Source organism: Chromobacterium aquaticum, from assembly GCF_021129195.1.
In the GTDB taxonomy this organism is placed as follows: Bacteria; Pseudomonadota; Gammaproteobacteria; order Burkholderiales; family Chromobacteriaceae; genus Chromobacterium; species Chromobacterium aquaticum.
On sequence record NZ_JAJOHW010000103.1, the window covers coordinates 1 to 15,897 of the forward strand.

At 63.9% G+C, this 15,897-nt stretch carries 11 protein-coding genes; 7 read left to right on the forward strand and 4 right to left on the reverse strand.

The annotated features are described in order from the left end of the window. Nucleotides 1–751 precede the first annotated feature (751 nt). Nucleotides 752–1,177, forward strand: coding sequence for an acyl-CoA thioesterase (locus LQT98_RS16285; RefSeq protein ID WP_231463560.1), 426 nt, complete (start codon nt 752–754; stop codon nt 1,175–1,177). A gap of 10 nt (nt 1,178–1,187) precedes the next feature. Here the strand turns inward: LQT98_RS16285 and mnmC are convergent, their stop codons facing one another. Then, nucleotides 1,188–3,173 carry a bifunctional tRNA (5-methylaminomethyl-2-thiouridine)(34)-methyltransferase MnmD/FAD-dependent 5-carboxymethylaminomethyl-2-thiouridine(34) oxidoreductase MnmC gene (gene mnmC / locus LQT98_RS16290; RefSeq protein ID WP_231463562.1) on the reverse strand — a complete coding sequence of 662 codons (1,986 nt, stop codon included), beginning with the start codon at nt 3,171–3,173 and terminating at the stop codon, nt 1,188–1,190. A 103-nt stretch (nt 3,174–3,276) separates the two neighbouring features. Beyond that, nucleotides 3,277–4,314: a tRNA 2-selenouridine(34) synthase MnmH gene (mnmH, locus tag LQT98_RS16295; protein ID WP_231463564.1), complete on the reverse strand. Its 1,038-nt coding sequence runs from the start codon at nt 4,312–4,314 to the stop codon at nt 3,277–3,279. Between the two features lie 20 nt (nt 4,315–4,334). Between mnmH and selD the strand changes: the two genes are divergently transcribed. The 3 genes from selD (at nt 4,335) to clpB (ending at nt 8,550) form a co-directional block, all read left to right on the forward strand. Next, entirely contained in the window at nt 4,335–5,375 is a 1,041-nt protein-coding gene (selD, locus tag LQT98_RS16300) for a selenide, water dikinase SelD (RefSeq protein WP_231463566.1), read from the forward strand. Nucleotides 5,376–5,384: 9 nt separating this feature from the next. After that, nucleotides 5,385–5,867: a LexA family protein gene (locus tag LQT98_RS16305; protein WP_231463568.1), complete on the forward strand. Its 483-nt coding sequence runs from the start codon at nt 5,385–5,387 to the stop codon at nt 5,865–5,867. Between the two features lie 103 nt (nt 5,868–5,970). Next, nucleotides 5,971–8,550, forward strand: a complete 2,580-nt coding sequence (gene clpB, locus LQT98_RS16310) for an ATP-dependent chaperone ClpB (RefSeq protein ID WP_231463570.1) — start codon at nt 5,971–5,973, stop codon at nt 8,548–8,550. Between the two features lie 58 nt (nt 8,551–8,608). On the opposite strand, the gene LQT98_RS16315 is transcribed toward clpB, so the two are convergent. Together LQT98_RS16315 and fliW are read right to left on the reverse strand one after the other, a co-directional pair. After that, nucleotides 8,609–9,175, reverse strand: a complete 567-nt coding sequence (locus LQT98_RS16315) for a DNA-3-methyladenine glycosylase I (protein ID WP_231463572.1) — start codon at nt 9,173–9,175, stop codon at nt 8,609–8,611. After that, entirely contained in the window at nt 9,175–9,609 is a 435-nt protein-coding gene (fliW, locus tag LQT98_RS16320) for a flagellar assembly protein FliW (protein ID WP_048410279.1), read from the reverse strand. The genes LQT98_RS16315 and fliW overlap by 1 nt, the downstream gene beginning before the upstream one ends. A 376-nt stretch (nt 9,610–9,985) precedes the next feature. On the opposite strand from fliW, the gene LQT98_RS16325 reads away from it, so the two are divergent. From LQT98_RS16325 to LQT98_RS16335, 3 genes are read left to right on the forward strand one after another with little or no spacing between them, the layout of a single operon-like run. Further along, on the forward strand, nt 9,986–11,173 hold the full coding sequence (locus LQT98_RS16325; RefSeq protein WP_231463574.1) for an EAL domain-containing response regulator: 1,188 nt from the start codon (nt 9,986–9,988) through the stop codon (nt 11,171–11,173). Between the two features lie 23 nt (nt 11,174–11,196). After that, nucleotides 11,197–11,898 carry a response regulator gene (locus LQT98_RS16330; RefSeq protein ID WP_231463576.1) on the forward strand — a complete coding sequence of 234 codons (702 nt, stop codon included), beginning with the start codon at nt 11,197–11,199 and terminating at the stop codon, nt 11,896–11,898. An 11-nt stretch (nt 11,899–11,909) separates the two neighbouring features. Continuing rightward, on the forward strand, nt 11,910–15,761 hold the full coding sequence (locus tag LQT98_RS16335) for an ATP-binding protein (protein WP_231463578.1): 3,852 nt from the start codon (nt 11,910–11,912) through the stop codon (nt 15,759–15,761). The last annotated feature ends 136 nt before the right edge of the window (nt 15,762–15,897 follow it).

A 15,897-nucleotide genomic window follows, 5' to 3' on the forward strand; every position in this document is an offset into this window, starting at 1 on the left:
AATCGTCTTCTGAAAGTGACATCCTTCTCTATTTTTGTCGTGCCAAGCCCAGGCTTGGAGTTGGTGAATTGAGATCCCCGTTTGGGCCGCCTTTGCGCGGCCTCTTTTTTGTCCGCTCGGCGGCGGCATGGCCTGATGGAGCATGCCCGAGCGGGCGCGGTAAGGGCTGGCGAGGCAGTGGATAAAAAAAGAGCCCCGGTTTAGGGGGCTCTGAATTGCACCTTCGCTCAGGTGATCGACGTGACTGCCGGCGGGCGTGTATCCACAACAAGCAGATGTTCGATCGTATCGAAACCGCCCTCGGGGGAGAGCGGATTCGATGGACGCAGTATGCGCCGGCCGACAGCGCTCAAATAGAGTGATTAGTTGGGGCTTATGTGACGGGCTGTGATGAAATCGAGGTGGGCTTAACACTTGCGCAATGAATTGGCCTTTGCGCAACAAACAGACAAAAAAAGAGCCCCGGATCGGGGCCCCAATTTGCACCTTCGCTCAGGAGACCGACGCGCCGGCCAGAAGGGGTAGGTAATTTCCAACAAAACAGGCGCGTCGATCCTGCCAGATACAGGACCCTTGGTCGGGGTCCCGGCTGCTGACGGAAACCAGTATGCCCATTCATTCCTAAGCGGGATATTTGGATTTGTTGTGTTTTATGTGACGCTATGTGACCCGAGACGGATTGGCCGTTATCATGTTGCGGTGCAAATGATATGAAGGCGGCCGGTGCGGCCGCACAGCCAAGGGAAACAGTGTGGACAAGCATTATCCGGTGATAGATACCCGCAGCATCGTGATGCGTTGGGGCGATATGGATGCCGTCGGGCATCTGAACAATACGTATTACTTTCGTTATCTGGAACAGATCCGGCTGGACTGGTTGGAAAGCCTGGGCCATGGCATAGATCCTTCCGGCTGCGGCCCGGTGCTGGCCGGCACCGCCTGCGTGTTTCGCAAGGAAATCACTTATCCCGCCACATTGGACATCACCATAGAGCTGGAAAAGCTGGGCCGCAGCAGCCTGAAGCTGCGCCATCATTTCTATCGGTGGGATGATCCCGGCGTGGTCTATGCCAGCGGCGAGGTGACGCTGGTGTGGGTGGATTACCAGGCCGGCAAGTCGGTATCGATTCCCGACGATATCCGCGCGGCGATTGACGCTGCGGCGCCTTCCGTCTGAGGAACTGGCGTCAGCCCCGCTGTGGCAGCTTGTTGCGCATCAGGTCGCGTATCAGGAAACGGCTGGGATGGGTGGCTTGCATCAGGCTGCGGGCCACCGGCGCTGGCTCATCCTCCAGCAGCGCCGCCAGCATTTCACCCGACAAGGGCGCGGTGATCATGCCGCGCGAGCCATGGGCGGTGTTGACGTACAAGCCGTCTATCCATGGCGCGGCGTCGTTCAATTGCAGCGTGGCGTCCTTGCTCAACGGCAGATAGGTGTCGATCAGGCTTTGCGCGTGGGCGACCGGGCCGACGATGGGCAGATAGTCAGGACTGGTGCAGCGCAGCGACGCGCGGCCGGACAAGGCTTTTTCCAGCAGGGCTTCTCCGCCCAAGGCCTTGTACAGGCTGGGTGCCAGCCCGGCCAGCATGTGCAGGTTTTCCTGGTGCTCGAACAGATTGACGCCTAGGTCCTCGGTATTGAACTTGAAGGTGGCGCCCAGGCAGTGCTCGCCGAAGCGCGCGGGTGAGATATAGCCTTCGCCGCATAATACGGTGCGTAGCGCCTCGCTTTGAGTGGTGGCGCGGGCGACGGTGACCTGGCCGCGGATTTTCTTCAGCGGCAGGTGCTGGGTGGCGTCGAAGGCGCCGGTTTCCGCCGCGCCGGCGAGGATGACCACCGAGCCTATCGCCACCGAGCCTTCGTCGCCGATGGCGACCCAGCTCTTGTCCAGCGGGTTGTAATCCAGTTCGACGATGGTGCGGCTGGTGCGGACCTGGATATTGGGATGTTCGACCAGCTTGCGCACCAGGGCCGGCGGATTGACCCAGCCGCCCTGCGGGAAGAACAGGCCGCCGTGCGGCAGCTCCACGCCGGCCAGCTCGCTGGCTTCTTGCGAGTCGACCCGCTTGAGGACATCGGGGCTGAAGCCGGCGCCGGCCAGGCCGTCGTGTCGTTCCGCTTCCGCCGCATCATGCGCCAGTTGCAGCACGCCGCAGCCGCGCCAATGAGCATCGTCTTCCGGCAACTGGGTGCGCAGCGTGCGCAGGCTGTAGCCGTATCCGGACAGGATCAGGCGGGTCAGAGGGGTGAAATGCGGGGACAGCTTGGCGTACAGCACGCCTTGCGGGTTGCCGGAGGCACCGCGCGCCAGTTCCGGCAGGCGTTCCACCACGGTGACCTGCCAGCCGCGGCAGGCCAGGCTGTAAGCGCTGGCCGCGCCGGCGATGCCGCCGCCGATGACGATGGCGCTACGCTCGCCGTGGCGGCGCGCCGGGCGCGCGAACCACGGAGGCGACCAGCCGCCGTCGGGCAGTGTCTGCAGATGGCCGTGGCTCATCTCGCGCTTGTGGCCGAAGCCGGCTGTCTTGCTGACGGCGAAGCCGGCTTCGCTCAGACCGCGGCGCACGAAGCCGGCGCTGGTGAAGGTGGCGAAGGTGGCGCCGGGAGCGGACAACCGCGCCATGGTCTGGAACAGCTGCGGCTGCCACATATCGGGGTTTTTGGATGGGGCGAAGCCGTCCAGGAACCAGGCGTCGACGCGGGCGTCCACCTCGGGCAGCACATCCAGCACATCGCCGATCAGCAAGGTCAGCGTGACGCGTCCCTGGTTCAGCAGCAGCCGGTGCCAGCCTGGCGGCAGCGACTGGTATTGGGCCAGCAATTGCTGAGCCAGCCCGGCCAGCTGCGGCCACAGCGCCAAGGCCTGGGCCAGGTCGCGTGGCGTCAGCGGGAATTTTTCCGCGCTGATGAAATGCAGCCTGGCGTCGGCCGGCGCCCGCTCCAGGAAGAGCTCCCAGGCGCATAGAAAGTTCAGACCGGTGCCGAATCCGGTTTCGGCGATGGTGAACTGGCCATGCGCCGGCAAGGCGGCGAAACGCTCCGCCAAGCGGTTGTGGCGCAGGAATACATGGCGGGTTTCGTCCAGCCCGGAGGCGCGGGAGAAATAGACATCGCCAAAGGCGAGGGAAACGGGTTGACCGTCTTGCCAGTCGAGTTGAGCGTGTGGGGTCATGCGCGCGGAGTCGGGGCGCGGCGCGGCGCCGCGGATGAATTAGGATGTCCTGATGATACCGCAGTTTTGCGCCGCTGATGAGCGCCGCCGCCGCGGCGCCCGTTCAGATTATGTGCGCAGCGGCCAGGTCCAGCCGTTCCGGCGCCAGGCTGTCCAGCATCAGCGGCGCGGTGGTGGCCAGTTGCGGATAGTGCTTGCCCAGCGAGCGGTAATACAGCGGGTCGTAATGCTTGGCCAGGAGCTCCGCCACCAGTGCGTCGAAGTGCCCGGTCCGGATCAACTGGTTCCAGGCCTCCAGCTGCTCGCCGGAATGCAGCCCTTTCAGGAAGCCGAGCTGGCGCATCAGCGCTTCCGGATCTTGCAGATAGAAGTCGTAGTCCTCCAGCAGGAAGCGCACGCGCTCCGCCAGCGGCACCTCCAGCAGCAGGCAATCGCCTTGGTGCATCTGGCGGTACAAGGCGTCCGGCAGGGAGACGAAGCCGACTTTCTTGCTTTCCGATTCGATGAACACCGGGCGTTCCAGGTCCAGGCCGCGCATCTGCTGCAAGAGCAGGGTGTCGAACCATTTTTGCGGCGGCTGCGGCAGGTCCGGTAGCCGGCCCAGCACCGAGCCGCGGTGATTGGCCAGTCCTTCCAGGTCCAGCACTTGATGGCCGGCGCGCGCCAGCGCCTGCAGCAAGCGGCTCTTGCCGGAGCCGGTGGGGGCGCAGATCACGCGCAGCTTGAGCTGGCCCGGCAGTTCGTCCAGCCATTGCAGCACCTGGCGGCGATAGGCTTTATAGCCGCCTTCCAGCTGATGGGCGGGCCAGCCGATCTGGGCGAAGATCAGCGCCATCGAGCCGGAACGCTGGCCGCCGCGCCAGCAGCAAATCAGCGGCCGCCAGGATTTGGGACGGTCGGCGAAGCGCTCCTCGATATGGCGGGCGATGTTCTTGGCCGCCAGCGCAGCGCCCACCTTGCGCGCTTCGAACGGGGACACCTGTTTGTACAGGGTGCCGACGCGGATGCGCTCCTCGTCGTCCAGAACCGGACAGTTTATGGCGCCGGGGATGTGATCTTCGGCAAATTCTGCCGGGGAGCGCACGTCGATGATCTCGTCAAACTGCCCCAGCTGTGATACGTTCGCGACCTTGAAAAGCATAAATATGGCGGAGTCCGCAAATGGCTGATATCAAATTGACGCAATTGTCTCACGGCGGCGGTTGCGGCTGCAAAATCGCGCCTTCGGTGCTGGAATCCATTCTGTCGACGGCCAAGGAAAAGATGGCTTTCCCCAATCTGCTGGTGGGCGCGGAAACCAGCGATGACGCGGCGGTGTATCAATTGAACGTCTCCCAGGCCATTGTGGCGACGACGGATTTCTTCATGCCCATCGTCGACGATGCCCGCGACTTCGGCCGCATCGCCGCCACCAATGCGCTTTCGGACATTTATGCGATGGGCGCGACGCCCATCATGGCGCTGGCCATCGTTGGCATGCCGGTGAACCTGCTGCCGGTGGAAACCATACGCGCGATCCTCGATGGCGGCGAATCGGTGTGTCACGCGGCCGGCATTCCGCTCGCCGGCGGCCATTCCATCGATTCCCCCGAACCCATCTATGGCCTGGTGGCGCTGGGCGTGGTGCATCCGGACCAGCTCAAGCGCAATAGCGAGGCGCGCGACGGCGATGTGCTGATCCTGGGCAAGGGCCTGGGCGTCGGCATCCTGGCGCAGGCGATGAAAAAAGGCGTGCTCGGCGACGACGGCTACCAGGCCTTGATCGCCTCCACCACCAAGCTGAACACGGTGGGCGCCGAACTGGCGGCGATGGACGGGGTGCACGCCCTGACCGATGTGACCGGTTTCGGCCTGCTTGGCCATGCGCTGGAAGTGTGCAAGGGCGCGGGCCTGGCCGCGCACATCGATATGCAGCAGGTGCCGGTGATCGCCGAGGCCAGATCGTTTGCCGAGCAGGGCTATGGACCGGGCGCGATCGAGCGCAACCTGGCCAGCTTCGGCGCGCACGTGGACTTCGGCGCCGGGCTGCCGGAATGGCAGTTGCGCCTGCTGGCGGATCCGCAGACCAGCGGCGGCTTGCTGGCGGCGGTGGCGCCGGAGCTGGCGGACGAAGTCTTGGCGCGTTTCCGTGAGGCCGGCTTCGATTATGCGGCCAAGATCGGCCGTCTGGCCGCCGGCGATGCCCGCATCGTCGTGCGCTGAGCCGCGGGCATGAAGGAACTGAAGCGGGCGGCCCGCGACCGGCCGTTGGCGCAACTAGCGCGGCTGGCGCCCGGGCGCGTGGGTGGCGCGCGCCGTTCCGGCGCCGTCGGCGCCAACATCCAGTGGTTTGACGGCAGCGTGGCGGCGGGCTTCCCGTCGCCGGCCGACGATTATCTCGAGCAACCGCTCAATCTCAACGATTTCCTGATCCAGCACCCGGACACCAGCTTTTTCGTCCGCGTCGCCGGCGACGCGATGAGCGGGGCCGGCATTTTCGATGGCGATCTGCTGATCGTCGACCGCCTGCTGACGCCGCGCCACAACGATGTGGTGATCGCGGCGCGCGGCGAGGAATTCCTGGTTCGCCGGCTGCACTTGAGCCCGGAGCGGGCCTGCCTGCGCGCCGCCCAGCCTGGCTTTGCCGATCTGCCGGTCGCGGACGGCGCGGAAATCTGGGGCGTGGTCAGCTCGGTGGTGCGCTCGCTGCGCTGAGCGGCCGGCCACGGCCGCGCGGCGTCGCTGCGCGGTCCTTGGACTTGAAAAGCAACTGGTCATGCCCAGATAGAGCTTATCAACGTTCCGAAGGAGCCACTCCATGCGATTCGACAAGCTGACCACCAAGTTCCAGCAGGCGCTGGGGGATGCCCAGAGCCTGGCCCTGTCACACGATCACGGTTATATCGAGCCGCAGCATCTGCTGCTGGCGATGCTGGACGACGCCGACAGCGGCATCGGCGGCCTGCTGGCGCGCGCCGGCGTCAATGTGCCCGCGCTCAAGGCCGGGCTGAACCAGTCGCTACAACGGCTGCCGCGAGTGCAGGGCACTGGCGGCGAGATCACCGTGTCGCGCGAGTTGGCCAATTTATTGAACCTGAGCGACAAGGCGGCGATGAAGCTGGGTGATGAATACATCGCCAGCGAGCTGTTCCTGTCCGCGCTGAGCCAGGACAAGGGCGAGGCCGCGCGCTTGCTGAAGGAGCACGGCGGCCAGCCGGCGGCGATCGAAGCCGCCATCGCCGCGGTGCGCGGCGGCGCCAGCGTGTCCAGCCAGGATGCGGAAAGCCAGCGCGAAGCCCTGAAGAAATATACCCAGGACCTGACCGAGCGCGCGCGCCTGGGCAAGCTGGATCCGGTGATCGGCCGCGACGACGAAATCCGTCGCGCCATCCAGGTATTGCAGCGCCGCACCAAGAACAACCCGGTGCTGATCGGCGAGCCCGGCGTCGGCAAGACCGCCATCGTCGAAGGCCTGGCGCAGCGCATCATCAACGGCGAAGTGCCGGAGAGCCTGAAGAACAAGCGCTTGCTGGTGCTGGACCTGGCGGCGCTGATCGCCGGCGCCAAATTCCGCGGCGAATTCGAAGAGCGCTTGAAGGCGGTGCTGAACGATCTGGCCAAGGACGACGGCCAGACCCTGATCTTCATCGATGAAATCCACACCCTGGTGGGCGCCGGCAAGGCCGAGGGCGCGATGGACGCCGGCAATATGCTGAAGCCGGCGCTGGCGCGCGGCGAGCTGCATTGCATCGGCGCCACCACGCTGGACGAATACCGCAAATATATCGAAAAGGACGCGGCGCTGGAGCGCCGCTTCCAGAAGGTGCTGGTGGGCGAACCCTCGGTGGAGGACACCATCGCCATCCTGCGCGGCCTGCAGGAAAAGTACGAGATCCATCATGGCGTCGACATCACCGACCCGGCCATCGTCGCCGCGGCCGAGCTGTCGCAGCGTTATATCACCGACCGCTTCCTGCCGGACAAGGCCATCGACCTGATAGACGAGGCCGCCAGCCGCATCAAGATGGAGCTGGATTCCAAGCCAGAGGCGATGGACAAGCTGGACCGCAGGCTGATCCAATTGAAGATCGAGCGCGAAGCGGTGAACAAGGAAAGCGACGAGGCCTCGCAAAAGCGGCTGAAGCTGATCGAGGACGAGATCGCCGAGCTGTCGCGCGAATACGCTGACCTGGATGAAATCTGGAAGGCGGAGAAGGCGGCGCAGCAGGGATCGCAAAGCATCAAGGAGGAAATCGAGCGCCTCAAGCTGGACATGGAGGACTTGAAGCGCAAGGGCGATTGGCAGAAGCTGGCGGAACTGCAATACGGCAAGCTGCCACAGCTGGAAGCGCGGCTGCAGGACGCGGAAGCGGCCGGCGCCGGGGAGCAGGCCAAGCCCAACCGCCTGCTGCGCACCCAGGTGGGCGCGGAGGAGATCGCGGAAGTGGTCAGCCGCGCCACCGGCATTCCGGTGTCCAAGATGCTGGAAGGCGAGCGCGACAAGCTGTTGCGAATGGAAGAGGTGCTGCATCAGCGCGTGGTGGGGCAGGACGAGGCGGTCAGCGCGGTGGCCGACGCCATCCGTCGCTCCCGCTCCGGCCTGGCCGACCCCAACAAGCCCTACGGCTCCTTCCTGTTCCTGGGGCCGACCGGGGTGGGCAAGACCGAGCTGTGCAAGGCCTTGGCCGGCTTCATGTTCGATAGCGAAGATCATCTGATCCGCATCGATATGTCCGAGTATATGGAGAAGCATTCGGTGGCCAGGCTGATCGGCGCGCCGCCGGGCTATGTCGGTTATGAGGAAGGCGGCTATCTGACCGAACAGGTGCGCCGCAAACCGTATAGCGTGATCCTGCTGGACGAGGTGGAAAAAGCACATCCGGACGTGTTCAACATCCTGCTGCAGGTGTTGGACGATGGCCGGCTGACAGATGGCCAGGGCCGTACCGTGGACTTCAAGAACACGGTGGTGGTGATGACGTCCAATATCGGCAGCCAGCAGATCCAGACCATGGATACCGACGATTACCAGGTGATCAAGCTGGCGGTGATGGCGGAAGTGAAAACCCAGTTTCGGCCAGAGTTCATCAACCGCATCGACGAGGTGGTGGTGTTCCACGGCCTGGGCGAGCAGCACATCAAATCCATCGCCCGCATCCAGCTCAAGAGTCTGGAAGGCCGGCTGGCCAAGCTGGACCTGGATCTGCAGGTCAGCGAGGAAGCGTTGGCGCTCTTGTCCGAAGTCGGCTTCGACCCGGTCTACGGCGCGCGGCCGCTGAAACGGGCGATCCAGAGCGAGTTGGAAAACCCGCTGGCCAAGGCTATCCTGGCCGGCAAATACCCACCGAAATCCACCATCCTGGTGGAAGCGCGGGACGGCCATCTGAGCTTCGCCTGAGCGCAGGTCCGCTGCTAAAAAAGCCCGGGATTCCGGGCTTTTTTAGCGTCTGGAGGGTTCAGCCGCGATCGGGGCAGAGGAAGCAGTCCGACATGTGGTCGTTGACCACGCCGCAGGCTTGCAGATAAGCGTAGATCACCGTGCTGCCGACGAAGTTCATGCCGGCTTTCTTCAGTGCCTTGCTGACGCGGTCGGACAGCTCGGTGCTGGCGGGCACCCGCTCGTCGTCGTGGCGGCGCAGTAGCGGCCGGCCGTCCACATGCGCCCACAGCCAGCCGGCGAAGCTGCCGTGTTGCCGCTGCATCTGCAGGAACACCTTGGCGTTGCGGATGGCGCTCCGGATCTTCAAACGGTTGCGCACAATGCCGGCATCCTGCATCAGCCGTTCCACATCGGCCTCGTCCATCGCCGCGACCTTGACCGGATCGAAGCCGTGGAAGGCGCGGCGGTAGCCCTCGCGCTTGCGCAAGATGGTGATCCAGGATAGGCCGGTCTGGGCGCCCTCCAAGATCAGCATCTCGAACAGCTTGCTATCGTCGCGCTCCGGCCGTCCCCATTCCTGGTCGTGATAAGCGACATAGAGCGGGTCGTCGCCGCACCAGGCGCAGCGGGCGGGCGCCGGCATCAGCGGTTATGCAGCAGGATGTCGCACTGCAGCCCCACTTTTTGCAGGCCGACGCGGCTTTGCAGATTGATCACCAGCGGATTGCGGATATTGGCTTTCATCGATGGCAGCGCCGGGTGTTGTTCGTCGGCCTGATTGCTCAGCATCAGTAGGATGGCGACATCCTGAGGCTGTTGCAGGCGCAGTTCCGCCACTTCCGCGTCATCCAGTTCGATTTCGTAGCGAATGTCCAGCGCTTCCGGCGTGGCGATGCTGAAGATGATGCCGGGATCGTCCAGCGACTGCAGCCAGAACACCTGCGGCTGAGCCTGGGTCGCGTTATGGAACAGCTTGAAGCGGGTGCAGCTCTCCAGCGCGGGAATGCCGTGCGGGAAAGTGATGATGGTGCTCTCGTCGATATCGACCTGGCCGAGCTGGCTAGACTGGAACAGCATGGCGTGCCTCCTGGCGTGACAATGCTCATATTATGCATGGCGGTAGCGCCAATTGCATAAAAGCCTGTGCAATGCCCATTGCGGGCCAGCTCTGCACGCAGAGCAAGGCCTCGGATTGTTTTTGATCGCTTGCCAACGCCGTTTTCTCCTCTGTTTTCGCCTTGTCTCGCTCCCGCGCGCAGGAGCGTGGACGCGTCCCAGGCTGCCGCGCCGCAGCATCGAATATCGCAAGCCGTGGTTGTGGCTGCGGGCATCAGCACCTAGTATCAATATTACTCGAATGTCGTATTTGGCTTGAGCCGCGGGCGGCCGTAACGGCCGCCGCGCGCATTGCGGGGAGGGTGATCCCATGGGCTTGCCGGCCAAGCGGTTTCTGGTGCTTGAAGATCAGCTGGTGTTGCGCAAGCTGATTTCCCGCCAGGCCAGTTTTTTCAGTCGTTACGAGGTGGCCATCGATGAGTTCAGCGACCCGGCCGAGGCGCTGCGCAGCATAGGAGAGAACCGCTATGACCTGATCGTCACCGATATCGGCATGCCGGGCATGAACGGCATAGACTTCATCAAGCACGTGGCCTTGCTCGGCTATCGCTCCGCCTTGCTGATCATTTCCGGATATGACGGCAAAACGCTGAACACCATCAGCGAAATGGCCGGCAGCTTGGGCATAGGCAGCACCCGCTTTCTGTCCAAACCCTATTCGGCGGAAGCCTTTCTCGCCGTGCTCAACGGCATCTTCTCCGACCTTGAGCGCGCTTATCAGGTGCAGCAGCTGGAGGTGGAAAGCTTTTTCGCCGATATCTGCGCCGGCGATTTCAAGCTGGAGCTGGAGCCGATATTGCGCTTGCCCGATTTGAGTCCGGTCGGTTTCGGCGTGGCGGCGCTGATCCGGCCGCAGGGACGGGTGGAGTGGGGCGCGGGTTTGTTCAATGTGCTGGCGCAGCGCAAGGGCGTGTCCGCGCTGGTGCTGGAAGAACTGGTGGCGCGCATGGCCAGGCTGTGGTCCGGCTTGCGCCAGCAGGGCTTGGGCGAGGACTGCGGTTTCAATGCGCGCATCGACACCTCCTGTCTGGAAAGCGAGCATGTGTTCGACCACTGCCACGCCTTGCTGCAGCAGTTCGGCGCGCCGTCGCGGCTATTGGGCTTCGAGCTGGCCGACGGTCTGGGGCCGCAGTCGCCGGCGCTGGCGTTCGAGAATGTCGCCAAGATCAAATACCTGGGCTTCCGCTTGATCGCCGATGCCTTCGGCTCCGGTTCGCTGACCCAGAGCAATATGCTCAAGCTGCCCTTCGATCACGTCAACATTCCGCGGCAAACCCTGCAATGGATACGCGGCATGCTGGGCGCGGATCCGCAGGCATTGCGCTTTTTGCGCATTTACGGTTTGGCGCCGGGGGCGATCACCGCCAGCGGCATCGACGAGGAGGACAGCGTGGCGCTGGCTAAGGATCTGGGCTGTCCATGCGTGCGCGGCGCTTATGTGGCGCTGCCGCTACGCGAGAACGAATTGAGCGATTATCTGCGGCAGAGCCGTCAGGCGGCGACGGCGGAGGGGAGCGCGGAATGAGTGCTGCGGTGGATTTTTCCCGAATGCGGATCTTGATCGTGGACGACCAGACCCTGGTGCGTTCGCTGATCAGCCAGGCCTTGCAGGCGATGGGCCTGCGCTCCGAATCCATTTTCCAGGCGGCGGACGGCACCGCGTCGATGCGCTTGCTCGACATCCGCATGGTGGACCTGGTGCTGTGCGATGTGCAGATGGCACCGATGAACGGCATGGATTTGTTGAAAGAGCTGCGCTGCGGTCACACCATGAACCCATCCAATCTGCCCTTCGTGTTCCTGTCCGGCCACGCCGACCGCAGCAATGTGGTACTGGCCAGCCAACTGCACGCCGACGGTTTCGTGGTCAAGCCGCCGAAGCCGGCCGACGTGGAGAAGGCCATCGTGGCGGCGATGCAGCGCAAGCGGCCGGAAATCGACCCGTTCAGCTATTATGGCGTCGCCACCGGCAGCGAGTATGACCGCAAGGTCTTTGGCCGGCTGTTCGATGCGCCGGCGCTGCCCGAGGCGCCGCCTGGCACCGCGGTCAGCCTGCTGGCGGTCAAGGCGGGGTCGGTGCTGGCCCAGGACCTGTGCAGCAAGCATGGCCATCTGCTACTGCCGCGCGGCGCGGCGATTTCCGCCAACCAGATCGCGGTGCTACGCGATTTCAGCGATCGTTACGGCGTGATGCGGCTCTTTGTCGAGGAAAGCCCCGAGACTGAAGCCGCGCCGTCGAACGAACATTGAGCCCCGCTCCGATGAAGCTGTCCAGGCCGCGCCAGGAACACACCAAGTCCATCCGTCGCGCGGTGATCCTGATCGTGCTGTTGCTGGGCGCGCTGCAGGCGGGCGCCATTCTGCGCCTGCTGAATGAGTCTTGGGACTCCTACCGCCAGGCCCAGCATGTGGCGGAGCTGAACCGCGACATCTCGGCGCTGTATCTGGCGCTCAACGCGGAAAATCTGGAGAGCAGTCAGCTGCGGCTGCTGTTGACCGCGAAAGTGCCGCCCACGCAGCAGCAGCAGGATGATTTGCGGCGTCTGGCCCGCGATACCGATGCCAAGTTCGTGGTGGCGCTGGCTTCCATGCCGGTTATCGCCGGTGTGGACGTCAGCAGTCAGAAGCGGCTGTCCAGTCTCGCCCATGATTTCAAAGTGCTGCGGGCCGAGTCCCTGGCCGTGTTGCGGCAGCGGGATTTTCAGAACGAGTCGATGAGCAATCTGCTGTACTTGGTCACATCGCGCTTGCGCAATGAAGCCGGAGGCATCCTGGCCGCGGACATGGCGCAGCTGGCCAGCCAGGCCGATCCCACCCTCAACAGCCTGATGATGATCAAGCAGAACCTGTGGTTGCTGGGCGGCCAACTGCGCGGCAACGCGGTGGCGCTGCTCATCCGGGAGCAGCTGGGGCACCGGATGAACCGCGACATCGAGGACGATCTGGCGTTCCGGCTCAGCTCCGCGATGGTGATGGTGGAGCAGATGCGGCCCATCATCCTGGCGGCGCACGACGATGAGCTGAAAGCGGCGTTCAATAATCTGGTGACACTGACCTTGAAGCTGCAATTGGTGGTCAAGCTGCAGCATGAGCAGATAGACGGCGTGCAGTCATTCAATCAGGCCACCGATTTCCATGCCAGCCTGGCGGAGTTGAGCACGGTCTTGCAAAACGCGTTCGGCATGGTGGAGCGGATGACGGCCGAGCGCATCGACGAAGGGCGCAGCGTCTTTCTGTTCCGCATGGTGCGCGATGGCCTGTTCGGCGCGCTGGCCTTGGGCCTGGTGCTGGTGCTGCTGCACTATATGGTGAGCCGCGTGCTGCGGCCGTTGTCCGCGTTGAAGCATATGCTGGACGCTTCCGGCGACGCGGTGCTGATCGTCAATCGCAATGGCCGCATCGAGATCGCCAACCCCGGGGCCGGCAAGATGTTCGGCTATCCGCAGGAAGTGCTGCACGGCATGTCGGCTTACAGCCTGCTGGAGGTGCCGGGCGGCGTCAGCCACTTGACGCAGGCCTTGGACGATCAGACCACGGTGGAGCTGACCGGGGAAGGGTTGCCGGCCAGTGGCGAGCGTTTCTATGTGCTCATTTCCCTCAGCCGGTTCAGCGACAGCCGCGACCACAGCTGGCGCATGCTGACGGTGCGCAATGAACAGCAGCGGCGTCAGGCGGAGACCTCGCTGGAGCGCAGTGTGGAGTTGCTGTCGGCGATCTCCGTGGTCGAAGGCATGCTGCTGGCGCGGGAGCCGCGCGACAAGGTGTTCGAAGCGCTGCACCGCGTGTTCTGCCAGCATGCCGGCGCCGAGCAATGCCTGCTGCTGGCCTGGTCGCCCTTGGATGGCGATGGTCAATCGCTGCAGCTGCAGGCCGGAGATTGGCCGCGGGAGCTGCCATCCTTGAGCGAGGTGGCGCAGGCGCCGGCTCCGCTCAGCTGGCTGTTCCAGCTGCTGAGCGAACGCTCGGCCTGGATCTCCCTGCCGGTGATGCTGGGCGGCGATGTCGCCGCCGCGGTGTGCCTGCTGCAACCGGATGTGTATCGGCTGGGCGTGGGTATGCAGCCGCTGCTCAGCGCCTACGCCAACATCCTGGGTTTTTATGATGAAGAGGCGCGGCGCAAGGTGTCGGAGGCGCAGCTGCGCGCGGTGCTGCAAGAGGAGGAGGCGGTGTTCGCCTCCTCGCCGGTGGGCTTGCTGCGCCTGAATGAACAGTTGCAGGTGTCGCGCGCCAACCAAACCGCGGAACTGATCTTCGATGTCGGCGATTACGGCCTCGCCGGCATGCATTTGATGGAATTGATGGCGTCGGAACAAGGCTGGATCGAGCTGACCGAGCATCTGCAGCAGATGCGGCAGGGTACCCGCATCCACTGCGAACTGGAGTGCCTGGCCGGCGCGGGTCAGCCGATCTGGGTGCTGTTCGAGGGCCAGATGGTGGCCACCGAGGTGGTGGAAGGGGTGATGATACTGGCCTGTCTCGACATCACCGAGCGCAAGATGGCCGAGTTCGAATTGCGGCTGGCGCGCGACCAGGCCAATGCCGCCAACCGCGCCAAGAGCGCCTTCCTCGCCACCATGAGCCACGAGATCCGTACTCCGATGAATGGCGTGTTGGGCATGCTGGAATTGCTGAACATGACCCGGCTGGATGGCGAGCAGAGCGATGCGGTGGCGACGATACACGATTCCGCGCAAACCTTGCTGCGGCTGATAGACGACATCCTGGATTTTTCCAAGATCGAGGCCGACAAGCTGGAAATCGTCACCGCGCCGACCGCCTCGCGCCCCTTCCTGGAAAGCATACGCAGCCTGTACCAGGAAAACGCCTACAAGAAAGGCCTGGATTTCCAGCTGGATGTGGACGAGCAACTGGCGCCGACGCTGGTGATGGACCCCTTGCGGGTGCGGCAGATCCTGCAGAACTTCATCAGCAACGCGATCAAGTTCACCGTGCATGGCGGCGTGGCGATACGGGTCAAGGTACTCAGCTCGATGGCCAATTACCAATCGCTGAGCTTCGAAGTGGAAGACAGCGGCATCGGCATGTCCGAGGACAGCCTGTCCCGGCTGTTCCAGCCGTTCACCCAGGCGGACTCCGACACCACCCGGCGCTTTGGCGGCACCGGTCTGGGCCTCGCGATCTGCCGACGGCTGGCCGGCCTGATGGGCGGCCATGTGGAACTGGAAAGCCAGCTGGGCAAGGGCAGCTGCGCGCGGCTATTGCTGGAAGTGGAATGGCTGGACCAGGTGGTGGCGCCGGTCAGCCTGCCGCAGGTCCATGTGCCGGCGGAAATGCCGCGCGAGGAAGAGCCCGAGGCGATGAGTCTGTCCTCCTCGATGCGTGTGCTACCGATTCTGTTCGCCGAGGACAATCCCACCAACCGCAAGCTGACGCTGAAGCAGCTGGAAAAACTGGGTTATCCGGCGGAGTGGGCCGAGGATGGCGACCGCGCGTTCGCCAAATGGCTGTCCGGCCGCTATTCGATGATCCTGACCGACTGCCACATGCCGGGCATCGACGGTTACCAGCTGGCGCGGCTGGTGCGCGCGCATGAGCACGAACATCCGGAGCTGGGGCGCATTCCCATCGTCGCCTGCACCGCCAATGCCGCCAAGGAAGAGCAGGACAAGACGCGAGAAGCCGGCATGGACGATTTCCTGACCAAGCCCTTGTCGATTTCGGCCTTGTCCGACGCCTTGCAGAAATGGGCGGCCAAGGACCCGCGCGCCGCCGGCTCGGCGCCGCCGGAGCCGAGCGCGGCGCAGGACGGGCCGGTGGACCGCTCGGTGCTGCAGGTGTACAGCAATGGCGACCTGCAAGTGGAGCTGGAGATTCTGCGCGACTTCCAGCAGGGCAACGCCGAAGACGTCGCCGAATTGCGCCAGGCCATCGCCGCCGGCTCGAGCGACCGCATCAGCTTTGCCGCCCACCGGGTCAAGGGCGCCAGCCGCATGGTGGGCATCAATGCCTTGGGCATGGCCGCCGAAGCGCTGGAACAAGCGGGCAAGGCGCAATTGCTGGATCAGGTGGCAGCGCTGCTGCCGGCTTTCGACGCCGCGCTGGACGAGTTCGACGCCTGGATGGTCAGGCAGGATGAAACTCACTCCGTTTAAGAGCCTGTTCAAAGTCTGCTGCGCTTTGTGAGGCGCTGCACGGTGAGTACGAGCTCAAAATGCTCATGTACCACGTGTACATTCCGCTTTTTCGCTTGTTCTCGCCTTAGCTCGCGAGATCGTAAACACGTTCCGA

Excerpts from the sequence above, each read along its gene's own strand:
- mnmC (WP_231463562.1), bottom strand. The coding sequence starts at position 3,173 with ATGACCCCACACGCTCAACTCGACTGGCAAGACGGTCAACCCGTTTCC.
- mnmH (WP_231463564.1), bottom strand. The coding sequence starts at position 4,314 with ATGCTTTTCAAGGTCGCGAACGTATCACAGCTGGGGCAGTTTGACGAG.
- selD (WP_231463566.1), top strand. The coding sequence starts at position 4,335 with ATGGCTGATATCAAATTGACGCAATTGTCTCACGGCGGCGGTTGCGGC.
- LQT98_RS16305 (WP_231463568.1), top strand. The coding sequence starts at position 5,385 with ATGAAGGAACTGAAGCGGGCGGCCCGCGACCGGCCGTTGGCGCAACTA.
- clpB (WP_231463570.1), top strand. The coding sequence starts at position 5,971 with ATGCGATTCGACAAGCTGACCACCAAGTTCCAGCAGGCGCTGGGGGAT.
- LQT98_RS16315 (WP_231463572.1), bottom strand. The coding sequence starts at position 9,175 with ATGCCGGCGCCCGCCCGCTGCGCCTGGTGCGGCGACGACCCGCTCTAT.
- fliW (WP_048410279.1), bottom strand. The coding sequence starts at position 9,609 with ATGCTGTTCCAGTCTAGCCAGCTCGGCCAGGTCGATATCGACGAGAGC.
- LQT98_RS16330 (WP_231463576.1), top strand. The coding sequence starts at position 11,197 with ATGCGGATCTTGATCGTGGACGACCAGACCCTGGTGCGTTCGCTGATC.
- LQT98_RS16335 (WP_231463578.1), top strand. The coding sequence starts at position 11,910 with ATGAAGCTGTCCAGGCCGCGCCAGGAACACACCAAGTCCATCCGTCGC.